This is a genomic window from Pseudomonas sp. FG13 (assembly GCF_057809755.1).
On sequence record NZ_JBMDKO010000055.1, the window covers coordinates 1 to 22,026 of the forward strand.

The following is a 22,026-nucleotide window of genomic DNA, read 5'->3' on the forward strand; positions in this document are numbered from 1 at the left end:
GCAAGCCTTGCTCCCACAGGGTAAGACACAAGCAAGCCTTGCTCCCACAGGGTAAAACACAGGCAAGCCTTGCTCCCACAGAGTAAACACAGACCTGTGGGAGCAAGGCTTGCCCGCGATGCTTTTACAGGGCAAAAGGCAGCGGTATATGAACGTCCTGCCGCTGCGCCAACCGCTGCTGAAACTCCATCGGATCGTGGATCAACACGTCCTGTCCGGCAAAGGATTCGGCGGCGATCAGACGCGACAGCCAGAACCGCACGCACGCCACACGCAGCATGGTCGGCCAAAGTTCGGCTTCGGCGGCGGTGAAGGGGCGCAGCGCCGCGTAAGCGCCCAGCAACGCCCGCGCCCTCGGGCCGTCGAGCACACCGTCGTCATCCGAACACCAATCGTTCAGGGCAATGGCGACGTCATACAGCATCGGCCCGGAGCAGGCGTTGTAGAAGTCGATCAGCCCGGTCAGGTGCGTGCCTTCGAACATGGCGTTATCGCGGAACAGGTCCGCATGGATGTTGGCGCGGGGCAGCGCCAGGATGCCGGTCTTCTGCAGCGAAATTTCGTCCAGTGCCGCCTGCAGCAGCCGACGAGGCTCGGTTTCGAGGTGTGACAGCAGCTTTGCGCCCTCCTCTTGCATCCAGTCCAGGCCGCGATCGGTCTTGCGCTTGATCATGTTGTCCCGGGTGGCCAGGTGCAGATGCGCCAGCAACTCGCCAACCTGGGCGCAATGCTGCGCATTGGCCTGCTTGATATGTTTGCCGGCCAGGCGCGGTTGCAGCAGCGCAGGTTTGCCGGCCAGCTCCCTGAGCGCAACGCCGTCGGTGGTGCGCAACGCATAAGGCACCGGCAGGTCGGCCTCATGCAGCACGTCCAGCAGTTCGATGAAGAACGGCATTTCCTGCACCGGGCCGCGCTCCACCAGGGTCAGGACGAATTCGCCCTGCTCCAGGCTGATAAAGAAATTGGTGTTTTCGCTGCCAGCGGCGATCCCCTGGAAATCAAGCAGGCGGCCGAGCCCGTAAGGGGCAAGAAAGGTTTCCAGCTCGGGCCGAGCCAGGGGGGTGAACACAGACATGGTTAAAACTGCCAGTACGGGCGCCCTTCAGCGGGCGCCGGTTGAAATTAGGAAACTATTTCCACTCAAAGATCTTCCATGACGGGATCAGCATATCCGGTTGGTCCGAACGGATGAAGTTTGCATCAGTGCCGTCGGCGCGCACCAGGAAATAAGGCTTGCCGTGCTTGGGCGTGACCTTGATCGCATACAGGAAACCGTTTTGCCGGTACTCCTGGATGGTTTTATCGCCTTCCGTGCGAATGGTGACGTCCGGGTCCGCGGAAGGTGCCTCGTCCGCCGCCATGACGGTAAGCGGAGTGATCGCAAACAAGCCAGCCAGTAACAGGCGATTTAGTGTACGCATGATAACCTTGTCCCTTTGTCGTCAACGGTCCCGCTATTCTAGCCCCGGACCCGCCGAAAAGGTTGATCCTGCTCATGAGCCAAGCCCCCCTCGTCCTGGTGGACGGTTCTTCTTATCTGTACCGCGCGTTTCACGCGCTGCCACCGCTGACCACGTCCAAAGGCCTGCCGACCGGTGCGGTCAAGGGCGTGCTGAACATGCTCAAGAGCCTGCGCAAGCAGTACCCGGACAGCCCGTTTGCCGTGGTGTTCGACGCCAAGGGTGGGACGTTTCGCGATGCGCTGTACGCCGAGTACAAGGCCAATCGCCCGAGCATGCCCGACGACATGCGCGTGCAAATCGAGCCGCTGCATGCCAGCGTCAAGGCCCTGGGCTTCCCGCTCCTGTGTGTGGACAACGTCGAAGCCGACGACGTGATTGGCACCCTGGCCCGCAGCAGCGCCGCAGCCGACCGCCCGGTGGTGATCTCCACCGGTGACAAGGACATGGCTCAATTGGTCGACGGGCACATTACCTTGGTCAATACCATGACCGGTAGCTCGCTGGACGTGGCTGGCGTAAAGGAGAAATTTGGTGTCGCTCCGGAGCAGATCATCGATTATCTGGCATTGATGGGCGATTCTTCCGACAACATCCCGGGCGTTCCGGGGATCGGGCCGAAGACTGCCTCCGGCTTGCTGGTGGGAGTCAACGGCGGCCTGACCGAGCTGTATACGCAGCTGGACATCGTTCCCACGCTGCCGATTCGCGGCGCCAAGACCCTGCCCGCCAAGCTGGAAGAACATAAGGAAATGGCGTTTCTTTCCTACGAGCTGGCGACCATCAAGACTGACGTGCCGCTGGATGTTGGCCTCGACGATCTGCAAATGGGCCCACCGGACCACGACAAACTTGCCGAGCTGTACACCCTGCTGGAGTTCAAGAGCTGGTTCGAAGAAAACCAGCGGGACGCCAAGCGTGCCGGCCAGGAGATCGTCGAAGTGGCCGACGAACAACCGGGCGGCGACGAAGCGAAGTACGAAGTCATTCTCGATCAGGCGCGCTTCGATGCCTGGCTGGCCAAGCTCGAGCAAGCGCCGCTGTTTGCGTTCGTCACGGAAACCAACGGTGACGATCCGCAACATGCGCAACTGGTCGGGTTGTCGTTTGCCGTGGCGGCCCATGAGGCGGCCTACATTCCGCTGACCCATTCCTACATGGGCGTGCCGGAGCAGCTTGATCGCGACACGGTACTCAAGGCCCTCAAGCCCCTGCTGGAAAACCCCGACAAGCTCAAGGTCGGTCAGCATGCCAAGTTCGAGACCAATATCCTGGCCAACTGCGCCATTGGCGGCGATCAGAACAACGGCATCCTGGTTCAAGGCATTGCCTTCGACACCATGCTGGAGTCCTACGTGCTAGACTCCACCGCGACCCGTCACGACATGGACAGCCTGGCACTCAAGTACCTGGGCCAAAGCAAGACCGATTTCCAGGACATCGCTGGCAAAGGGGTCAAACAGCTGACTTTCGACCAGATTTCCCTGGAACTGGCCGGCCCGTACGCCGCTGAAGATGCCGACGTAACGTTCCGTTTGCACCAGGCCTTGCAGGAAAAACTGGCGGCGATCCCGAGCCTGGGCAAAGTGCTCACCGAGATAGAAATGCCGCTGATGCCGGTGCTGGCGCGCATCGAGCGCCAGGGGGCATTGGTCGATGCCAACCTGCTGGGCGTGCAGAGCGTCGAGCTGGGCGAGAAGCTGGTGGCCTTGGAGCGTGAGGCGTTTGCCATCGCCGGCGAGGAATTCAACCTCGGCTCGCCCAAGCAATTGGGTGTGATCCTGTACGAAAAGCTCGGTTTGCCGGTGCTCAGCAAAACCGCCAAGGGCCAGGCATCCACGGCCGAAGCGGTGCTCGCCGAACTGGCCGAGCAGGACTACCCGCTGCCCAAGGTGCTGATGCAGTACCGCTCGCTGAGCAAGCTCAAGAGCACCTATACCGATCGCCTGCCGGAGCAGATCAACAGCCGCACCGGCCGCGTCCACACCAATTATCAACAAGCCGTTGCCGCGACCGGACGACTGTCGTCCATCGATCCGAACCTGCAGAACATTCCAATCCGTACCGCTGAAGGTCGGCGGATCCGACAGGCGTTCGTCGCACCGAAAGGCTACAAGCTGCTGGCGGCGGACTACTCGCAGATCGAATTGAGGATCATGGCGCACCTGGCCAAGGATGAAGGTCTGCTCCACGCGTTCCGCAACGACCTGGACGTGCACCGGGCCACTGCCGCCGAGGTGTTCGGCGTCGAGCTGGAGGCCGTCAGCCATGACCAGCGTCGCAGCGCCAAGGCGATCAACTTCGGCTTGATCTACGGCATGAGCGCCTTCGGTCTCGCCAAACAGATCGGTGTTGATCGCAAGCAGTCCCAGGCCTACATCGATCGCTACTTCGCCCGCTATCCGGGTGTGCTGGAGTATATGGAGCGCACCCGCGCCCAGGCCGCCGAACAGGGGTTTGTCGAAACCATTTTCGGCCGTCGGTTGTACCTGCCGGACATCAACGCGAAGAACCCGGCGCTGCGCAAGGGGGCTGAGCGCACGGCCATCAACGCACCGATGCAAGGCACCGCGGCCGACATCATCAAGAAAGCGATGGTGGCCGTGGATCGCTGGTTGACGACCTCAGGGCTGGATGCCCGGGTGATTCTGCAGGTGCACGACGAACTGGTGCTGGAAGTACGGGAAGACCTGGTCGAACAGGTCAGCAAGGACATTCGCCAGTACATGAGCGCCGCCGCCACGCTGGACGTGCCGCTGCTGGTGGAAGTGGGCGTGGGCGACAACTGGGATGAGGCGCACTGAGGCGTGACGAACTTCCGAGGGGCTGCTTTGCAGCCCAGCGGGGATAAATCCCCTCGCCACAATGGAATGTCATTGCCTGCGAGGGGTGAGTAAGAAATTTCCTAAGGGCATTTCAAAAATAATCTGAACTAAACCCATGAAATGCCACTCAGAGATTCTGAATGGCTGGTGAAGCCCTTCAATGCTCCTATGTTGTGTTAAGTGTTGGCAGATATCTGGACCCCGCCCTAGCGGTCCGGAACTTGGACCCCGAACTTCCCCCTCCCCATACGAAGTCCGGGGTTTTTTTTGCCTGCGATTTGGCTTATTCGGCCTCTTCGCTGCCCTTGTCCGCCAGCTCCATCCAATCGGCCAGCACGGTGTAGGCTTCTTCCAGGCCCATGCGCTTGGGTGCCGAGAACAGCTGGATGGTGATTGCGTCGCCCCAGCCTTTGCGGATTTCCGACTGCACTTTGAGCAGCGTGTTCTTGGCCGCACCGTAGGTGAGCTTGTCCGCTTTGGTCAGCAGGATGTGCATGGGCATGCCGCTGGCGACCGCCCAATCGAGCATCAGCGTGTCGAAGTCGGTCATCGGATGGCGGATGTCCATCATCAGGATCAAACCCTTCAAACTCTCGCGGCTGCCCAGATAGGCTTCCAGGTGACGCTGCCAGTGTTGCTTGAGCGGAATCGGCACCTTGGCATAGCCGTAGCCGGGAAGGTCGACCAAACGGCGTTCATCGTCTAGCTTGAAGAAGTTCAACAGCTGCGTGCGCCCCGGGGTTTTCGAGGTACGTGCCAGGCTTGCGTGGGTCAAGGTGTTCAGTGCGCTGGATTTGCCGGCGTTGGAACGCCCGGCAAACGCCACTTCGTAGCCTTCGTCGTCGGGGCATTGATCGACTTTGGCGGCGCTGAGCATGAAGGTGGACTGTTGGCACAGGCCAAGGATGGGGTTCTTCAGTTGCATGGGATTTCCGATGTGGGCGGCGTCGGGAATGGACGCGGCAAGCTGTGTCGTTTCCGTTTCAGTGACGCCAGTATATAATGCCGCAGATTTTGTGTGCGCTTTGTCCCAGCGAAGGATGAGGCTCACGAGAGCGATCGACCTAAATTGCGCATCAGAACGCAGCTTGCTCTCAACCCTGAAAAGGTCGTTTTATGACGAAATGGCTGCTAGCTGCCGGTGTCCTGATACCGCTTTACAGCGCTCAGGCTACACAGGATCCGGAAGCTGTGTACAACCGTGTTTGTGGTGCCTGTCATTCCGGCCAACTCCCAACGGCGCCCCGCAAGGGCGATCAGGAAGCTTGGACGCCGAGGTTGGCGAAAGGTATGGGGACGCTGGTGCAACACGTGACCCAGGGTTTCAAGGCGATGCCGCCGCGTGGTTTGTGCATGGACTGCAGTGCCGAGGATTACCGAGCCATCATCCAGTGGATGAGCGAGTAAACCCGGTCCATAACTCTTTAACCCTTAGCCGTAGTTGGATTAGCTGATGAACAAACTGATCGTGAGTCTGCTGTTGACCTTGGGGATATCCGGCGTAGCCCACGCCGCTGGCGATGCCGCCGCCGGCCAGGCGAAAGCCGCCGTATGCGGGGCCTGCCATGGGCCGGATGGCAACAGCGCAGCGCCAAACTTTCCGAAACTGGCGGGCCAGGGCGAACGCTACCTGACCAAGCAATTGCACGACATCAAGTCGGGCAAGCGTACCGTTCTGGAAATGACTGGCCTGCTGACCAACCTGAGCGATCAGGATCTGTCGGACATCGCCGCTTACTTTGCCAGCCAGAAAGGCAGCATCGGCGCCGCCGACCAGAAACTGGTGGCCCGCGGTGAGAAGCTGTTCCGTGGCGGTGATCTGGACAAAGGCCTGCCGGCCTGCACCGGTTGCCATTCGCCGAACGGTGCCGGTAACGCCGCTGCCGGCTTCCCGCACCTGGGAGGCCAGCATGCCCAATACGTAGCCAAGCAACTGACCGATTTCCGCAAGGAAGAAGGCGGTCGTGCCAACGACGGCGACGCGATGACCATGCGCACCATCGCCCGCAAGCTGAGCGACGAAGATATCGCCGCTGTCGCCAGCTACATCCAGGGCCTGCACTAAGGTCTTTGAGCGGCGTTGCGGGAGCTGTACACCGCTTGTAACGTTAACGCTCGATTAATCTGTCGATGCAAGCATCAAAAGGGTGGCTTTGGCCGCCCTTTTTTGTGGCCGCTGCCGTTACACTAAGAACTTGAACCCGCCGTGGTCTGTCTGAAAGCACACCTCGCGAGGCCACCTATTTGTCCAGGAGTAAAGCATGCGTAATCTGATCATCAGCGCCGCGCTCGTCGCCGCCAGCCTGTTCGGCATCGGCGCTCAAGCCAACGCCGAGGAATCGAAGGCCCCTTACGTCGAATTGAGCAACCCGGTTCCGGTAGCCGTGCCCGGCAAGATCGAAGTGGTGGAGCTGTTCTGGTATGGCTGCCCGCATTGCTACGCTTTCGAGCCGGTGATCAATCCATGGGTCGATAAGCTGCCTTCGGACGTGAACTTCGTTCGCATCCCTGCCATGTTTGGCGGCCCGTGGGATGCCCATGGCCAGATGTTCCTGACCCTCGAGGCCATGGGCGTCGAGCACAAGGTTCACGCTGCGGTGTTCAACGCGATCCAGAAAGAACATAAGAAGCTGACTGACAAAAGTGACATGGCAGACTTCCTGGCAACCCAGGGCGTAGACAAGGAGAAATTCCTGGCGACCTTTGACTCTTTCGCCGTGAAGGGCCAAATCGTCAAAGCCAAGGAGCTGGCGAAGAAGTACGAGATCACCGGCGTACCAACCATGATCGTCAACGGTAAATACCGCTTTGATATCGGCTCTGCCGGCGGCGCTGACGAAGCGCTGCAACTGGCCGACAAGCTGATCGCCAAAGAGCGAGCGACGACCAAGGCTGCTGCCAACTAAGCGCGGCCCACGCCATGGCTCGCTGGAGCACCGAACGCATCGTTGGCCTGCATGAGCCGCGGGTCAACGAGCATCATGTCGCGTCCACTGGCCTGCCCGCCGACAGTCGCTTGCGGCTGCTCAGCTTCAACATCCAGGTGGGTATCAGCACCGAACGCTACCGACATTACCTGACCCGGGGTTGGCAGCATCTGCTGCCCCATCCCGGGCGTGCCGGTAACCTGCAGAAAATCGGCGACCTGTTGAAGGATTTCGACCTGGTGGCCTTGCAAGAGGTCGATGGCGGCAGCCTGAGGTCAGGTTACGTCAACCAGGTGGAGTATCTGGCCCAACTGGGTGCGTTCCCCTACTGGTATCAGCAACTCAATCGCAACCTCGGCCGTCTCGCCCAGCACAGCAATGGTGTGTTGAGTCGCCTGCGGCCCTGGGCGATCGAAGACCATCCGCTGCCGGGCCCCAAGGGGCGCGGAGCGATCCTGGCGCGCTTCGGCGAAGGTCCGGAGGCCTTGGTCGTGGTCATGATGCACCTGGCCCTCGGGGCGCGTACCCGGACGATGCAACTGGCCTATATCCGTGAATTGATCGGTGGGTATAAACATCAGGTGCTGATGGGCGACATGAACACCCACGCCAACGACCTGTTGCAGACGTCGCCCCTGCGCGACCTCGGCCTGCTCGCGCCCCAACTCGAAGCGACATTCCCCAGCTGGCGCCCCCAGCGCTGCCTGGACCATATTCTGCTGAGCCCGACCCTGACCCTTGAGCGTGTCGAGGTCCTGGCCCAGCCCATTTCCGATCACCTGCCGGTTGCAGTCGAAATTCGTCTACCGGGTTCGCTCACGGCCGACGCATTTCCTGCGCTGAGTTCTGCCCCTTGCGGACCCGATGAATGAGCGACGACGCCGAACGCTGGAGAGAGAAGTACCTCAAGAGCATTGAGCAACAGGAAAAGCTGGAGCGCCGCTGGGATGCCCGGCTCGATTTGCTGCGCCGTGGCCTGGTGCGCAGCACCCTGGCCGCCGAGGGCACGGACCGGGCCGTTGATCAATGCATGAAAGAGATGCGCGAAGTGGTGCGCACCGATGACATGGATGCCGCCCTCGCCGCCCTGTTGCCACGCTTGGAAAAAGCCGTGCTGGATTCCGAGCAGCGCCGCGAGACCCGGGTCGAACAGATGAGCACCGCGTTGACCGCGCTGGTCGCTCAGTTGCAGACCCTGCCACTGCCGAAAGACGTGCGTCGGCCGCTGAAAAAGTTTGCCAAACAACTGGAGGCACGTGTCGACCAGGCCCGGGAAATTCCCCTGTTGCTCAGCGAGTTGAGCAGTTTGCAGGGCAAGGCGCTGGATGCATTGGAGATGCCTGCCGAAGCGAGTCGTCCCGGCCTGCTGCAACGGCTGTTTGGGGGGCATGGTCACGAAGATACGATCCCTCAGTTGCAGGCGGCCGCTCCGGACAAGGGTGTGCTTGTACCCCCGGCGTCCTCGCCCGAAGCGCCCCCGCCCCCGCCCGTGCCGATGCAGCCGACAACCGTTGCTGCCCCCGTCATGTCGACCGTGGAGCAGGCCCGGCCCGTCGATGAGCCCCCCGAACCGGTTGCCTTCATTCCGCCAATCCTCGACCCCGTTCCGAAGTCTGGCACCGACATCGCGCCGCCGGCCCCCGAACCAGAGAAAACGGCTGGGCCAGCAACTCCTGTCACGGAGCCCGCGGCTGCGCTGGATAATCCCGATGAGCTGATGCCCGAGGCGCCATCACCCGTACTGGAGGCAGCCCCGTCCCCTGACACAGAAGCTGATGAGCCTCCGACCACCGTCGAGCCGTTGCCCGTTGATCCGGATGAGGCCCATTACGCCCTGCCCGACTCCCCGGAGCCCTCCTACAGTTCGGTGGCGAAGCACATCGAAGACACCCTGCTGGGCCTGCTGGGTGACCTCACCCTGCCTGAGCGGCATCGCCCTCAAGCCGAGGCCATGGGGGAACGTCTTCGAAACGGTTTGAACTGGTACGAGTTATTGCCGATTCTCGACGACTTCGCGACGCTCATGTTGGCCATCACCGACAGTGGCCAGCATGAGTTCGAGGCGTATCTGCAGCGCCTCAATGATCGGTTGGAGTCGTTCCAGAGCAGCTTGCGCGCGGCCAGTGAAGGCCACGCCGACAACCTCTCGGCTTCCAGGGTAATGGACACCCAGATTCGTGAGCAGGTCGATGGTCTGCAAAGCAGCATGCAGGAAGCCGACGACCTGGAGGGACTCAAGCAGGTGCTGGAGAATCATCTGGAAGGCCTGCTCGGTACCATGGACCAGCACCAGAAGCAGCGTGACCAGCGCGAGCAAGAGGTTGCCAGCCGCCTCAAGAGCTTGGCCGAGCGCGTCGCGGTGATGGAGCAGGAAGCCCAGGTCGTGCGTGAAAACCTTGAAGAGCAGCGACAAAAGGCATTGATTGACCCGCTCACCGGGTTGCCCAACCGCGCTGCCTGGACCGAGCGGCTTGAACACGAGGTCACCCAGTGGCAGCGACACGGCAACAGCTTGCTGCTGGCGATGCTCGACCTCGATCATTTCAAGCGGATCAATGACAACTACGGTCACCTGGCGGGTGATCGGGTGTTGAAGATTATCGCCACCGTGTTGCGCAAACGTCTGCGGGGCAGCGATTTCATCGCTCGTTTTGGCGGCGAGGAGTTTGTCTTGCTGGTGCCCGATACCCCCCTGGCGTCAGGTGCCAAGCTGGTTGAAGGCCTACGGGCAGCCATCGAAGCCTGTCCGTTTCACTTCAAGGGTGAGCCGGTGACGATTACCGTATCCGTGGGCATGACCGCATTCAAAGCAGGCGAATACAGCGATCTGGTGCTTAAAAGAGCCGATCAGGCGCTTTATCGGGCGAAATCTGCGGGGCGTAACCGAGTGGAGCTGGGCTGAGGTCAATTGTTCCATTTTGTTTAAATCGGAAGGCAAGCCGGATCCTTGCACAGTGATACGTTACACTGTTGCATTATTCGTCATCCGTAGACGCATGTGCGCCATGAAAATTGTCTCGATCATTGTCTTTTTACTGACCCTGGCCGGTTGTGCCAGCGGTCCACGGCTTGATACCAGCCATCCGTCGGTCAATCAGGACAGCCGCATCCAGTTCGTCGTGGTGCATTACACCTCGGCTTCCCTGGAGCGGTCCCTCGCGCTGTTGACCCATGGCGAGGTCAGCGCCCATTACCTGATCGGCGACGACAAGGACGCGACCATCTATAAGCTGGTGGATGAAAGCCGGCGCGCCTGGCACGCCGGGGAAAGCGAATGGCAGGGGCGGACCTGGCTCAACTCCAGCTCCATCGGCATCGAGATCGTCAATCCGGGCTATGTCGACAGCCCCACCGGGCGTCTCTGGTACCCCTACAGCGAAGCCCAGATCCAGTCCCTGATCGCGTTGCTCAAGGACATCACCCGGCGCAACGCGATCAACCCGATCAACATCATCGGACACAGCGATATCGCCCCCCTGCGCAAACTTGATCCGGGGCCGTTGTTCCCGTGGAAGCGCCTGGCGGAAGCAGGCCTGGGCGTCTGGCCGGACGAACAGGCCGTGGCGCGCCAGCAGGCCTTCTTCCTGACGCAGCTGCCGAGCGCCACCTGGTTCCAGACCGAGTTGGCCCGCCTCGGCTACCCGACGCCCCGGACCGGCGAATGGGACGTGGCCACCCACCATGTGCTGGCTGCCTTCCAGATGCGTTATCGACCGACCCGGTTCGACGGTACGCCGGACGCGCAAAGTGCAGCGATCCTGCAGGTGCTCAACCAGACAAAATAATGACGCCTGTCCGACGGTAAAGGCTAAATCCAAATCAGCGGCTATAACTCATTGGTAACTTTCGGATTATCAATCGATGAAGGCTGCCCGCGAAACCCTGCAAAGCTGGCTGCATCGCCCTCTTTTCCTGGCGACGGTAGCGGCTGCACTGAGTACGGCGCTGTTGCTGGCGGGGAGCCTGTTCGTTGTCATGCAACAGACCCAGCAGCGCGAAAGCGACCAGATGAACGCCCAGGGTGAACGTTTCCTGCAACGGTTGGAACAGCTTTTCGGGCAGTTGCGCGAAAGCCTCGATGACCTGCAAAACCAACCGCTGCGCGGATGCGACGAGGAAATGGTCGCGACCTTGCAGCAGGTCAGCTTCAATTACCGCTTCGTCTACGAGGCGGTGTATGTCGACGGGCGCGGTGCCTGCTCCAGCCGTCCGCGCCAGAGCGGATTATCAGTTGCCCGTGCGCCCGACTTACGGGGGCCGACCTACAGTTATTGGCTCAACACCACCACCGAGCCCGACGAAAACCGCGCTGTATTGATGCTGGGGCGCGGTAACTTTCGGGTCGCCACCTCCAGGGGACACCTGACTGACGTGGTAGACCTGCCGCCCGGCAGCAGCCTGCTGGTGGTCCTGGACCACGGCGAGCGTGCCGTTCCCGTGCTGGGTACCGACCAATATTGGCCGCCCACCGAGCCTTGGCCGCCGAAAAACCGCAATGCCCTGCAAGTGACAGCCACCCGTCTGATCTATCGCATGCAGACCGACAGTCCGGAGTATCAGTTGGTGCTGATTGCCCAGCGCAACGGCTTTCATATTCCAGCCAACGCCTGGTGGATGCTGCCCACCAGCCTGATATTGGGCCTGGCGATCGGTTTCCTGGTGTTTCTCCTGGCACGCCAGCGTCAATCCATGGATGTCGAGCTGCATGGGGCCATCCGGCGGGGTGAGTTCCAGGTGCTGTATCAGCCGATTTTCGACCTGCGCAACCGCAACTGTGTCGGTGCTGAAGCCTTGTTGCGCTGGCGACGACCGGACGGCACCCTGACCAGTCCGGATCTGTTCATCCCGATGGCGGAAGATACCGGGCAGATCCGCCAGATCACCGACTTCGTCTTGCACCGGCTGTTCGACCAGTTGGGTCAGCTGTTGCGGGCCAATCCGCAGCTCTATATTTCGGTGAACCTGGCGGCATGCGACGTGATGGTGCCGCGCATCGGCGAAGTGATCGCCGGCTTGCTGGCGCGGCATCGGGTCTCGGCGCGGCAGATTGCCTTTGAAGTGACGGAGCGTGGGCTGATCGATGTGCTGGTTGCCAGGGATAACCTGCAATCGCTGCGTGATGTGGGCCATCAGGTGCTGATCGATGACTTCGGCACCGGCTATTGCAGCCTGGCTTACCTGCAAACCCTGCCGGTGGATTGCCTGAAAATCGACAAGGCCTTTATCGATGCCCTCGGCCACGATGCCGCCAGCAGCGGCGTGGCCCCGCACATCATTCGCATGGCCCACGCGTTGGAGCTGAAGGTGATTGCCGAAGGGATAGAACACGAGGCCCAGGCGTCATACCTGTGTAGCGAAGGCGTAACGTTCGGCCAGGGTTGGCTGTTTGCCCATGCCCTCAGTGCCGTGCAGCTCATTGAGCTGATTACCCGCGGCCGACGACGGCTCGGACGGCGGCTGGACGATGAGGCTTAGACGCGAACGGCCTCAAACCGTCAGCGCCATGTAGAACTGGGTGCCCTGTCCTGGCCTTGAGTAGACACCCATGCGCCCGCCATGGAGCTGAACGATCTCCTTGCACAGCGCCAGCCCGAGGCCTGCGCCACCTTTCTTGCGTCCGACCTGGACGAACGGTTCGAAGATCCGCCCCTGTTGACCATAAGCAATGCCTTCGCCGTTGTCTTCGACGCTGATAATCACCCGCTCGCCATGGCGCCGGCCCTGCAGGCGGATCTGGCCGTGGTCGCCGGTGTGACGCATGGCATTGTCGATCAGGTTATCCAGCACCCGCTCCAGCTGCGCCGCGTCGGCGTGCAGGCGCGGCAGCGGGCCCTGGATCGCCACGAGCAACTCGATGCCCTTGGCTTGGGCCTGGGCGGCAAATCGCAGGCGGGCCGCTTCCAGCAGGTCTTCGATGGAGCAAGGAGCCAAGGTCAGCTTTTGCAAACCGTTCTGGTAGCGAGAGAAGTTCAGCAGGTCATTGATGAGCTGCATCAACCGCTGCATTTCTTCATTGACGGTGTCGAGCAGGTCCGCCTCGCGGGATTCTTCAGGGAAATGGACGCGCTCGCGCAGCAGGCCGAACGCCATGTGCATGCCGGTCACCGGTGTACGCAGCTCGTGGGAAGCGCGCAGCACGAACTCACTGCGTACCCGTTCGAAGGCGCGCTGTTCGGTGACGTCGTGCAACACCATCACCGCCCCGAGAATATGCCCCTGGGTGTGGCTGACGGGCGTGAGGCTGTAGGTCAACAATCGGGATTCGCCATCGACCTCGATGCTCAGATCGTCTGGTGCTCGCTCCAGCGTTCCGCCGCGTAGCACCAGGTGCAATTCCTCATCCAGCTCAGGGCGTCCAAGCGCCTCGCCCAATCCCTGTCCCAGGCGCTCCTCGTCCCAGCCCAGTTGTCGTTGGGCGACCGGGTTCAGGTGCTCCAGCCGGCCCTGGCGGTCGATCATCAACAAGCCATCGTCGATGCTATCGAGTACCGCTTGCAGGCGCTGCTGGCCGGCCAACAACTCATCGACATTGGTGGCCTGATGCTCACGCAGTGCCTGAGCCATGATTCCGAAACGACGGGTCAGCAGGTTCAGTTCAGGGGCAGAGGAAACCGGCAGCGTCACTTCGAAGTTGCCCTGGCCAATGTCGTCCGCCGCCGAAACCAGCGCTTCGATCGGGGTCCCGAAACGCCGGGCGATGCCATGGGCCGTGATGAATCCGATGACCAGCACCGCCACTCCCACCAGGCCCAGCAGACCGGAAATCAGCAATGCCCGGTCACGGGCGCGGGTCTGGGTTTCGCTGATGTTGTTCAAGGCGTGCCGATAGCCTTCGATCAGCCCGTTGCGCAGTACATTGAATTTCTCAGTGAGGTTCTGGATACCCGTGAGCTGGGATGTCTGTTCACGCGAGTCTGTAAAGGCTTCAAGGAATTCAAGGTAGTCGGCCTTGGCCTGGGTGAAATTCGCGGTTGGCTCCTTCAGGCTCTGCTCGTGGGCGATGCCCTCCTCCAGAAGGCTGAAATATTGCCGCTTGGAGTCTTCGAGCGCGGCCAGGTCAGGTTTGTCATCGAGCATGATCATCAACTGGTCGCCCAGGGTCTGGCGCAGCTTGAGACCCAGGTCCAGCAGGATGAAGTTGTCGCGCACCGATTGTTCCTGGGTGTTGGCCATCTGCATCACGCTGACCAAGCCAAGCAGCAATCCCAGCAAAGCCACTGTTATCAGGGCCGAGATACTGAGAAACAGTCGAGTGCGCAGCTTCATCGCCAGTTTCATAAGGTACCGCTCACAGGTTGTATTGCTTGCGTTTGCGATACAGCGTGGAGGCATCGATGCCCAGGGTCTTGGCCGCCTGGTCCAGCGTATCGGCCGTGGCCAGCACGGCACCGATGTGGGCCTTTTCCAGTTCATCCAGGCTCAGCGCGGCGCCGATGCGCGGTGCGTTGTTGACCGGTTGCTCGGCCATACCCAAGTGACTGATCTCAACTTTTTCCTGGGGACAGATGATGCTGGCGCGCTCCACCACGTTACGTAGCTCCCGGATGTTGCCCGGCCAGCGATAGCCTAGCAGCGCTTCACGGGCCTCATCGCTGAATCCTCGCGCCGGACGGGCATATTCCTTGACGAAGCGGGCCAGGAAGCGGTCCGCCAGGGTCAGGATGTCTTCGGCGCGCTCGCGCAGCGGCGGCAAATGCAGGGTAATGACATTCAACCGGTACAGCAGGTCCTCCCGAAAACGCCCGTCGCGGACCATGTCTTCAAGGTTCAGGTTGGTCGCTGCAAGGATGCGCACATCCGCCCGGCGAGTGACCGGGTCGCCGACCCGTTCGTATTCCTTGTCCTGGATGAAACGCAACAATTTCGGTTGCAGTGTGAGGGGGAAATCGCCGATCTCATCGAGAAACAGCGTTCCGCCGTCCGCCTGGTTGACCCGCCCCAGGGTGCTCTCGCTGGCGCCGGTGAATGCGCCACGGCTGTGACCGAACAGTTCACTTTCCATCAGCTCAGTCGTCAGCGACGGGCAATTGATGGTGACGCAGGATTTTTTCGCGCGTTTGCTCCAGCCATGAATCGCCCGGGCCAGTTCTCCCTTACCGGTACCGGACTCACCCAGAATCAGGATATTGGCATCGGTGCTGGCCACTTGACGGGCGGTTTCCAGCACCACTTTCATCGCCGGACTATGGGAGTCGAGGCCGTCCTTGGGTTTGCGTATCTCGCCTTCCAGCGCCTCCAGCCTTGCCGACAACTGGCGGACCTCCAGTTGCTTGGCGGTCGCCAGGCGCAATTGGTCCGGGCTGCATGGCTTGACCAGATAGTCGGCGGCACCGGCCTGGATCGCGTCCACCGCAGTGTCGACCGCCGAGTGGGCGGTGACGATCACCACGCGCATCCACGGTGCCTGAATGCGCATCTGGGCCAGCACATCGAGGCCGTTGTCTTCACCCAGGCGAAGGTCGAGAAAGCACAGGTCGAATACCTGGCGCTGCAACAAGGTATCGGCCTGGGCGGCGCTGTTGGCGGTGGCGACGGTATAGCCTTCGTCTTCCAGGCAATAGCGGAACGTACGCAGGATGGCGGACTCATCGTCTACCAGCAGAATGCGGCCTTGATGCTCGGTGGCTGATTCCATTTTTCCTACGCTCCTTTAATGAATGATGTTGGTTAGTGTCAGAAAAATCGGGCAAGTTGCATGGTCGATTCTGAGCGAATATTACCTATAGAAAGCGTCGTGGTGAGCTGTGGCGTCCTAACGACCTGATTTGCGTATATTTTTTTCAATTCGTCCGAGATGAGTGACCGGACCTGCCCATTCCGACCGCTGTTCACGGTCGGCAATTCAAAAAGAATCCGATCACCTTTCTCCCCTTCAGTCGTGCAATACGCACGACTGCGTTCAAGGCCATCGTGCAGGATGCGTTTTAGAGTTTTTGCATATCAGATGTAACTACCTGATTATAAAAGAGTTTTTCTCGATAAATTTCTGGCATGCCGTCTGCAATGGTCTAGTCATCGTGGCGTTAGAGCGCCTCAACCAGATCACCACCCGGGGTGGGGAGGAATTCCAGGATGAATTTGCAACGTGCCGCCCGATTACCCATCACCTCCCTGCACATTCAGCAGGGGTTGTGGGCCGTTCTGGCATTGCTGGTGACCCTCGTGGTGGGCCAGCAACTGCTCCTCTGGCACTACAGCCAGCAGCCCGAGCCGGCGCCGGTGTCGATTCATCGCGCTCCTCAAACCCACTTCAGTGCCGTCAGCAGCGTCTCGGAAGCATCCTCCTCGATGCGGATGATGGATGTGGATCAGGCTCAGCCGATCACCGACCTGCCCCGCCAGGAACGCTGGGTGTTTTAACCCGGTGACCGTGCGTCCGACGTGTCCGGAACCATTCCAAGCAGTCCCTAACTAAATAGAAAAGCGTAAGGAGAATCACCATGTTGAGCTGGGCAATTACCTTCCTGATCATTGCCATCATCGCTGCAGTCCTGGGCTTCGGTGGTATCGCCGGCACCGCCACGGGCATCGCCAAGATTCTCTTTGTCGTGTTCCTGGTGATGTTCATTGCCTCCTTCTTCTTTGGTCGTCGCGGCCGAGGCTGACCATGAACGCTGCATTAAAAGGACTGGCCGCCGCCCTGCTACTGGGCGGCAGTGCCATGGCAATGGCTGCCAATGACGGACAGATGCGGGTCAATCAACTGCTTGAGGCTGACACGCACTACCGTGAAACCTGGCAGCACGTCGTCAAGAAAGAAGAGCGCCTGCCGGAATGGGTAATGAATCTGTCAGGCGATTCGGAACAGATGAATGCTGTCGAGGAAGACGGCGACAAATATCTCGTAGGGCCGCTGTGTGAAACTCAGGCGACGTGCCGCAATGAGCGTTTGTTCGTGGCTTTCAGTTTCGACAAGGACAAGGCCTACGCCTTGCTGGTGGAGGTACCTGCCGGGTTGCCTGCCGACAAGTCGCCAAGTCGTCATGCCAACTACCGCTTCCTCGGCAATCCCGATGAAGGTATGCAAGAACTGTTAATGGAACAACTCAAGAAAGATCCCAACTGGTACTAAGTTCTGGATAACGGGAAAAGCAGCCTTGCTTTTCCCCTGCACAGCCCGAGGAGGGCCGATGCATGACCAGGGGGCCGGGACGTTCTGACCGTTCAGGGTCGGAGTGACCTACGGGCACAAGGGGTGCCTGCGAAAGGGCCGGGTCAGGAAAAAAGCTGCGACGCAGGTTCGCGAAATCGAGACGGCTTGGCGAACCTGCGTAGAGCTTGATGGGCAAGAAGCCTGTTCCAGAGCGGCTGGTTAATCGAGCTTCACAACTGCCCATCCTATGCGGCATTTTGTCCCGTCACCTCTCTCTTTTCCCTGACGTCTGACCGTATATCGGAGAGCTTTCCAGCTCTCGCCGTTGCCCTCGGCTCGTCCGTGGGTATCCGTTTTATCGGTTTTCCCGACAGATGAAATAAAGCCCGGCTACGCTGAAACCGCCGCTTCACGGCATTTATGCCTGCTGAAATGTCGCATTCGCACCGCTTGGGATGCGGGTTTTATTTTGAAAATCTCATGCCGATTCGGCATAGGGTAGGCGTTTACGGCATTAGACGTGCCCCCCTCGCATCGCAATAGTTGCGCCTTTTTTCGCCCGCCAGTAAGCCGCCAGCGCGCGCTCGGGGTGACCTTATACGGGGGCAGGAGCACGATTCGTATCACCATGGGTGGTTCGATTTGCTTCTGTCCGAGTCCAATCGAAGTAAGGGTAACGATATGAAGAAGGCAAAATTAAGCCTCGCCTGGCAGATCCTCATCGGTCTCGTGCTCGGTATTGCACTGGGCGCGCTGCTCAACCACTTCAGTGCCGAGAAGGCCTGGTGGATCAGCAACGTGCTGCAACCGGCGGGCGATATCTTTATCCGTCTGATCAAGATGATCGTGATCCCGATCGTGATCTCCTCGTTGATCGTCGGCATTGCCGGGGTCGGCGACGCGAAGAAGCTTGGGCGTATCGGCCTCAAGACGATCCTCTACTTTGAAATCGTCACCACCATCGCCATTGTCGTCGGTCTGCTGCTGGCCAACTTCTTCCATCCGGGCAGCGGCATCGACATGAGCACCCTGGGCACGGTGGATATTTCCAAGTACCAGGCCACCGCCGCCGAAGTGCAGCATGAGCATGCCTTCGTCCAGACCATTCTCAATCTGATCCCGTCGAACATCTTCGCGGCACTGACCCGCGGCGAGATGCTGCCGATCATTTTCTTCTCCGTCTTGTTCGGCCTGGGCCTTTCCAGCCTGCAATCGGACCTGCGCGAGCCGCTGGTGAAGATGTTCCAGGGCGTGTCCGAAAGCATGTTCAAGGTCACCCACATGATCATGCAGTACGCCCCGATCGGTGTTTTCGCACTGATCGCGGTGACGGTCGCCAACTTCGGTTTCGCCTCTCTGCTGCCGCTGGCGAAACTGGTGATCCTGGTTTATGTCGCCATTGCCTTCTTCGCTTTCGTGGTGCTGGGGCTGATCGCCCGCCTGTTCGGCTTCTCGGTGATCAAGCTGATGCGCATCTTCAAGGACGAACTGGTACTGGCCTACTCCACCGCCAGCTCCGAAACCGTGTTGCCGCGTGTGATCGAGAAGATGGAAGCCTACGGGGCTCCGAAAGCCATCTGCAGCTTCGTGGTGCCGACCGGTTACTCGTTCAACCTCGACGGTTCGACGTTGTACCAGAGCATCGCGGCGATTTTCATCGCCCAGCTGTACGGCATCGATCTGTCCATCAGCCAGCAATTGCTGCTGGTGCTGACGTTGATGGTCACCTCCAAAGGCATCGCCGGCGTGCCGGGCGTGTCCTTCGTGGTATTGCTGGCGACCCTGGGCAGTGTCGGTATCCCGCTGGAAGGCCTGGCCTTCATCGCCGGTGTCGACCGTGTCATGGACATGGCCCGTACCGCATTGAACGTGATCGGTAACGCCCTGGCCGTGCTGGTCATCTCTCGCTGGGAAGGCATGTACGATGACGCCAAGGGCCAGCGCTACTGGAATTCCCTGCCGCACTGGCGCAGCAAGGAACCGCTGCCGGCCGGCGAGCCTTCCAGTCGCTGATCCGAAGTGTTGGTGAGAGCAAAAATACCTGTGGGAGCAAAGCTTGCTCGCGATAGCGATCTGTCAGCCTCATTGAGCCAGCAGACTTTGCGCTGATCGCGAGCAAGCTTTGCTCCCACAGGGAATGCGCTGTGTAACCTGTCTGAACCCCGGAGAAATCCGGGGTTTGTCGTTTCTGCCAGCCCCGCTATCATTCGCGGCATCTTCCGGGGGATTTAACTGATGCTCAATGGCCTGTGGCTTGGCTTCTTTATCGTGGCGGCCGTCTCGGCGCTGATGCAGTGGCTGGTGGGTGGCAACGCCGGCATCTTCGCGGCGATGGTGGAAAGCATCTTCGCCATGGCCAAGCTGTCGGTGGAGGTGATGGTCCTGCTGTTCGGTACCTTGACCCTGTGGCTCGGATTCCTGCGGATCGCCGAAAAGGCCGGCATCGTCGACTGGCTGGCCAAGGCCCTCGGCCCGCTGTTCCTGCGCCTGATGCCGGAAGTGCCGCCGGGCCACCCGGCCATTGGCCTGATCACCCTCAACTTCGCCGCCAACGGCCTGGGCCTGGACAACGCCGCTACCCCCATCGGCCTGAAGGCCATGCGCGCCCTGCAGGACCTGAACCCCAGCCCGACCATCGCCAGTAACGCGCAGATCCTGTTCCTGGTGCTCAATGCCTCGTCGCTGACGCTGCTGCCGGTGACGATCTTCATGTACCGCGCCCAGCAAGGCGCGCCGGACCCGACCCTGGTGTTCCTGCCGATCCTGCTCGCCACCAGTTGTTCGACCCTGGTGGGGTTGCTGTCGGTGGCGTTCATGCAGCGCCTGCGCCTGTGGGATCCGGTGGTGCTGGCTTACCTGATCCCCGGTGCGCTGGCGCTGGGCGGTTTCATGGCGTTGCTGGCAACGCTCTCGGCCACGGCCCTGGCGGGCTTGTCTTCGATTCTCGGCAATCTGACGCTGTTCGGCCTGATCATGCTGTTCCTGGTGGTGGGCGCCCTGCGCAAGGTCAAGGTGTACGAAGCATTCGTCGAGGGTGCCAAGGAAGGGTTCGACGTTGCCAAGAGCCTGCTGCCCTACCTGGTGGCGATGCTGTGCGCGGTGGGTGTACTACGGGCTTCGGGTGCCCTGGATTTCGGTCTGGACGGTCTCCGGCACCTGGTGCAGTGGGCCGGCTGGGACACGCGCTTCGTCGATGCCTTGCCGACGGCCATGGTCAAGCCGTTCTCCGGCAGCGCCGCCCGGGCAATGCTGATCGAAACCATGAAGACGTCCGGCGTGGACAGTTTTCCCGCCCTGGTGGCGGCGACGGTCCAGGGCAGCACCGAGACCACGTTCTATGTGCTGGCGGTGTACTTCGGGGCCGTGGGCATCCAGCGGGCGCGGCATGCGGTGGGCTGTGCGTTGCTGGCGGAACTGGCCGGAGTGCTGGGGGCCATCGGGGTCTGCTACTGGTTCTTCGGCTGACACCGAGTTTCTGTGGGAGCGGGCTTGCCCTAATGCAAGTCTGTCAAGCCACAAACCTAATGTGGGAGCCAAGCTTGCTCGCGATAGCGACAGACCAGTCACATTGTTGCTGACTGACTTACCGCAATCGCGAGCAAGCTTGGCTCCCACGGGTTTTGCGTCGTTTGATTCTTAGCTGACGGGTATCAGGGCTCGTCCTGCTCATTCGGTTACGTTGAAGCGCAGCACCCCAATCATCTGTCCGTTCTCTGTCAGTACCCGTACCTGCCATTTGCCCGTCGGGTTATCCGGGAAATTCTGCTTGTGGGTCCAGGCGCGGTAGCCTTCCTTGCGTCCGCCATGGATGTCCAGAGCGATGCGGTCCACTTCTTTGCCGTTGAACTGCCAGACGTGATAGATCCGCTCATCCAGCCCCCGCGGCGCATTGATGGCGGTATAGGCATACAGGCCATTGCCGCGGATCTGCGCGGCGCTGACTTCCTTGAGACTGTCACCGGGTGTGCGGTCTTCCAATTGCGTGCTGATCGCCACTTCGGTCATCCACAGCGTGGCCGGTGGTACCCAGGAGCGCAGCACCCACCCGGCGGCGCCAATGCCCAGGGTGATGCACAGGATTGCCAGTGCGTTACGTACGGTGCGGATCGGAAAGATCGAGGCCAGGCTCGGGAACGACAACAGCATGGCGATGCCCAGCGCCAGCTTGAAGCTCTGGTCGGTGGTCAGGTGCATGATGATCGGCAGCGCCGTGAGCAGGGCGGCGAACAGCGTCAGCGTATGCAACGCCAGGAACGCCCAGCGTCGGGGCGCCAGCCATTTGTAATACAGCGGATCGGTGATCGAAATCAGCCCTGACGCCCCCAGCAACCCGGTGAAAACCAACTGGCTGCTGTTCCAGGTGGTGGTAATCAGGAAAAACGGCAGGACAAAGAACAGGCTTTCCTGGTGAATCATCTGCGTGGCGTAACGCAGCAACGGCTGCGGTATTTCCCGCTTGAAAATTCGCGTGAACAGCCGGGTCAGACTGTTTTCCAGCATCAGCCAGAGCCAGCTCACCAGCATCAGGATGGCGATCCAAGTGGCCAGGCCCTGTTGGCGGTCCACCAATATGAAACTGCCGGCGCCGGAGATGAAACCGCCGAGCGCAATGACCCCGGGATAGCGCTTCATCAATTCAAGAATGCGCTGGATGTAATGAGTCAGGGTCTGCATTAGGCGGTTCACAGTAAGTCGTAGGAAATATCCCTGACAGAGTATCG

The 22,026-nt window shown here is 60.5% G+C and carries 19 protein-coding genes; 13 read left to right on the forward strand and 6 right to left on the reverse strand.

Annotated features, from left to right (window positions below):
- Positions 1-124 precede the first annotated feature (124 nt).
- Positions 125-1,075, reverse strand: a complete 951-nt coding sequence (locus ACODTO_RS26220) for a homoserine kinase (protein WP_489107280.1) — start codon at positions 1,073-1,075, stop codon at positions 125-127.
- A gap of 55 nt (positions 1,076-1,130) precedes the next feature.
- Positions 1,131-1,421 carry a DUF2782 domain-containing protein gene (locus ACODTO_RS26225; RefSeq protein WP_139641455.1) on the reverse strand — a complete coding sequence of 97 codons (291 nt, stop codon included), beginning with the start codon at positions 1,419-1,421 and terminating at the stop codon, positions 1,131-1,133.
- Between the two features lie 74 nt (positions 1,422-1,495).
- Between ACODTO_RS26225 and polA the strand changes: the two genes are divergently transcribed.
- On the forward strand, positions 1,496-4,264 hold the full coding sequence (gene polA / locus ACODTO_RS26230) for a DNA polymerase I (protein ID WP_139641456.1): 2,769 nt from the start codon (positions 1,496-1,498) through the stop codon (positions 4,262-4,264).
- 304 nt (positions 4,265-4,568) lie between these two features.
- Here the strand turns inward: polA and yihA are convergent, their stop codons facing one another.
- The gene (gene yihA / locus ACODTO_RS26235; RefSeq protein WP_041020741.1) at positions 4,569-5,210 is read right to left on the reverse strand and encodes a ribosome biogenesis GTP-binding protein YihA/YsxC; all 642 of its coding nucleotides are present in this window, start codon (positions 5,208-5,210) and stop codon (positions 4,569-4,571) included.
- Positions 5,211-5,401: 191 nt separating this feature from the next.
- On the opposite strand from yihA, the gene ACODTO_RS26240 reads away from it, so the two are divergent.
- From ACODTO_RS26240 to ACODTO_RS26270, 7 genes are all read left to right on the forward strand, one after another.
- Complete coding sequence (locus ACODTO_RS26240) at positions 5,402-5,692, forward strand: c-type cytochrome (protein ID WP_139641458.1); 291 nt, start codon at positions 5,402-5,404, stop codon at positions 5,690-5,692.
- A gap of 46 nt (positions 5,693-5,738) precedes the next feature.
- Entirely contained in the window at positions 5,739-6,350 is a 612-nt protein-coding gene (locus ACODTO_RS26245) for a c-type cytochrome (protein ID WP_139641460.1), read from the forward strand.
- 196 nt (positions 6,351-6,546) lie between these two features.
- Positions 6,547-7,191, forward strand: coding sequence for a thiol:disulfide interchange protein DsbA/DsbL (locus tag ACODTO_RS26250; RefSeq protein ID WP_139641462.1), 645 nt, complete (start codon positions 6,547-6,549; stop codon positions 7,189-7,191).
- A gap of 14 nt (positions 7,192-7,205) precedes the next feature.
- Entirely contained in the window at positions 7,206-8,084 is an 879-nt protein-coding gene (locus tag ACODTO_RS26255) for an endonuclease/exonuclease/phosphatase family protein (RefSeq protein WP_139641464.1), read from the forward strand.
- Complete coding sequence (locus tag ACODTO_RS26260; RefSeq protein ID WP_489107281.1) at positions 8,081-10,114, forward strand: GGDEF domain-containing protein; 2,034 nt, start codon at positions 8,081-8,083, stop codon at positions 10,112-10,114. The genes ACODTO_RS26255 and ACODTO_RS26260 overlap by 4 nt, the downstream gene beginning before the upstream one ends.
- A 103-nt stretch (positions 10,115-10,217) precedes the next feature.
- A complete protein-coding gene (locus ACODTO_RS26265) occupies positions 10,218-10,997 on the forward strand; it encodes an N-acetylmuramoyl-L-alanine amidase (protein WP_489107282.1) in 780 nt (259 codons plus the stop codon).
- 76 nt (positions 10,998-11,073) lie between these two features.
- A complete protein-coding gene (locus tag ACODTO_RS26270; protein ID WP_175362249.1) occupies positions 11,074-12,687 on the forward strand; it encodes an EAL domain-containing protein in 1,614 nt (537 codons plus the stop codon).
- A gap of 12 nt (positions 12,688-12,699) precedes the next feature.
- Here the strand turns inward: ACODTO_RS26270 and ACODTO_RS26275 are convergent, their stop codons facing one another.
- Both ACODTO_RS26275 and algB read right to left on the reverse strand, forming a co-directional pair.
- Positions 12,700-14,490, reverse strand: a complete 1,791-nt coding sequence (locus tag ACODTO_RS26275) for an ATP-binding protein (RefSeq protein WP_139641472.1) — start codon at positions 14,488-14,490, stop codon at positions 12,700-12,702.
- A 10-nt stretch (positions 14,491-14,500) separates the two neighbouring features.
- Positions 14,501-15,847 carry a sigma-54-dependent response regulator transcription factor AlgB gene (algB, locus tag ACODTO_RS26280; RefSeq protein ID WP_175385366.1) on the reverse strand — a complete coding sequence of 449 codons (1,347 nt, stop codon included), beginning with the start codon at positions 15,845-15,847 and terminating at the stop codon, positions 14,501-14,503.
- A 437-nt stretch (positions 15,848-16,284) separates the two neighbouring features.
- Here algB and ACODTO_RS26285 point away from each other — a divergent pair, with 437 nt between their 5' ends.
- The 5 genes from ACODTO_RS26285 (at position 16,285) to ACODTO_RS26305 (ending at position 20,770) form a co-directional block, all read left to right on the forward strand.
- Entirely contained in the window at positions 16,285-16,572 is a 288-nt protein-coding gene (locus ACODTO_RS26285) for a hypothetical protein (protein ID WP_139641476.1), read from the forward strand.
- Positions 16,573-16,652: 80 nt separating this feature from the next.
- The gene (locus tag ACODTO_RS26290; RefSeq protein WP_003177151.1) at positions 16,653-16,817 is read left to right on the forward strand and encodes a DUF1328 domain-containing protein; all 165 of its coding nucleotides are present in this window, start codon (positions 16,653-16,655) and stop codon (positions 16,815-16,817) included.
- A gap of 2 nt (positions 16,818-16,819) precedes the next feature.
- Positions 16,820-17,284 (forward strand): inhibitor of vertebrate lysozyme family protein, encoded by a 465-nt coding sequence (locus ACODTO_RS26295; RefSeq protein WP_175362248.1) that lies wholly within the window; start codon positions 16,820-16,822, stop codon positions 17,282-17,284.
- A gap of 702 nt (positions 17,285-17,986) precedes the next feature.
- Entirely contained in the window at positions 17,987-19,318 is a 1,332-nt protein-coding gene (gene gltP, locus ACODTO_RS26300; RefSeq protein WP_139641480.1) for a glutamate/aspartate:proton symporter GltP, read from the forward strand.
- A gap of 222 nt (positions 19,319-19,540) precedes the next feature.
- Positions 19,541-20,770, forward strand: coding sequence for a nucleoside recognition domain-containing protein (locus ACODTO_RS26305; RefSeq protein WP_139641482.1), 1,230 nt, complete (start codon positions 19,541-19,543; stop codon positions 20,768-20,770).
- Positions 20,771-20,971: 201 nt separating this feature from the next.
- Here ACODTO_RS26305 and ACODTO_RS26310 read toward each other — a convergent pair whose 3' ends face one another.
- Positions 20,972-21,979, reverse strand: a complete 1,008-nt coding sequence (locus tag ACODTO_RS26310; protein ID WP_139641484.1) for a DUF5924 family protein — start codon at positions 21,977-21,979, stop codon at positions 20,972-20,974.
- Between the last annotated feature and the right edge of the window lie 47 nt (positions 21,980-22,026).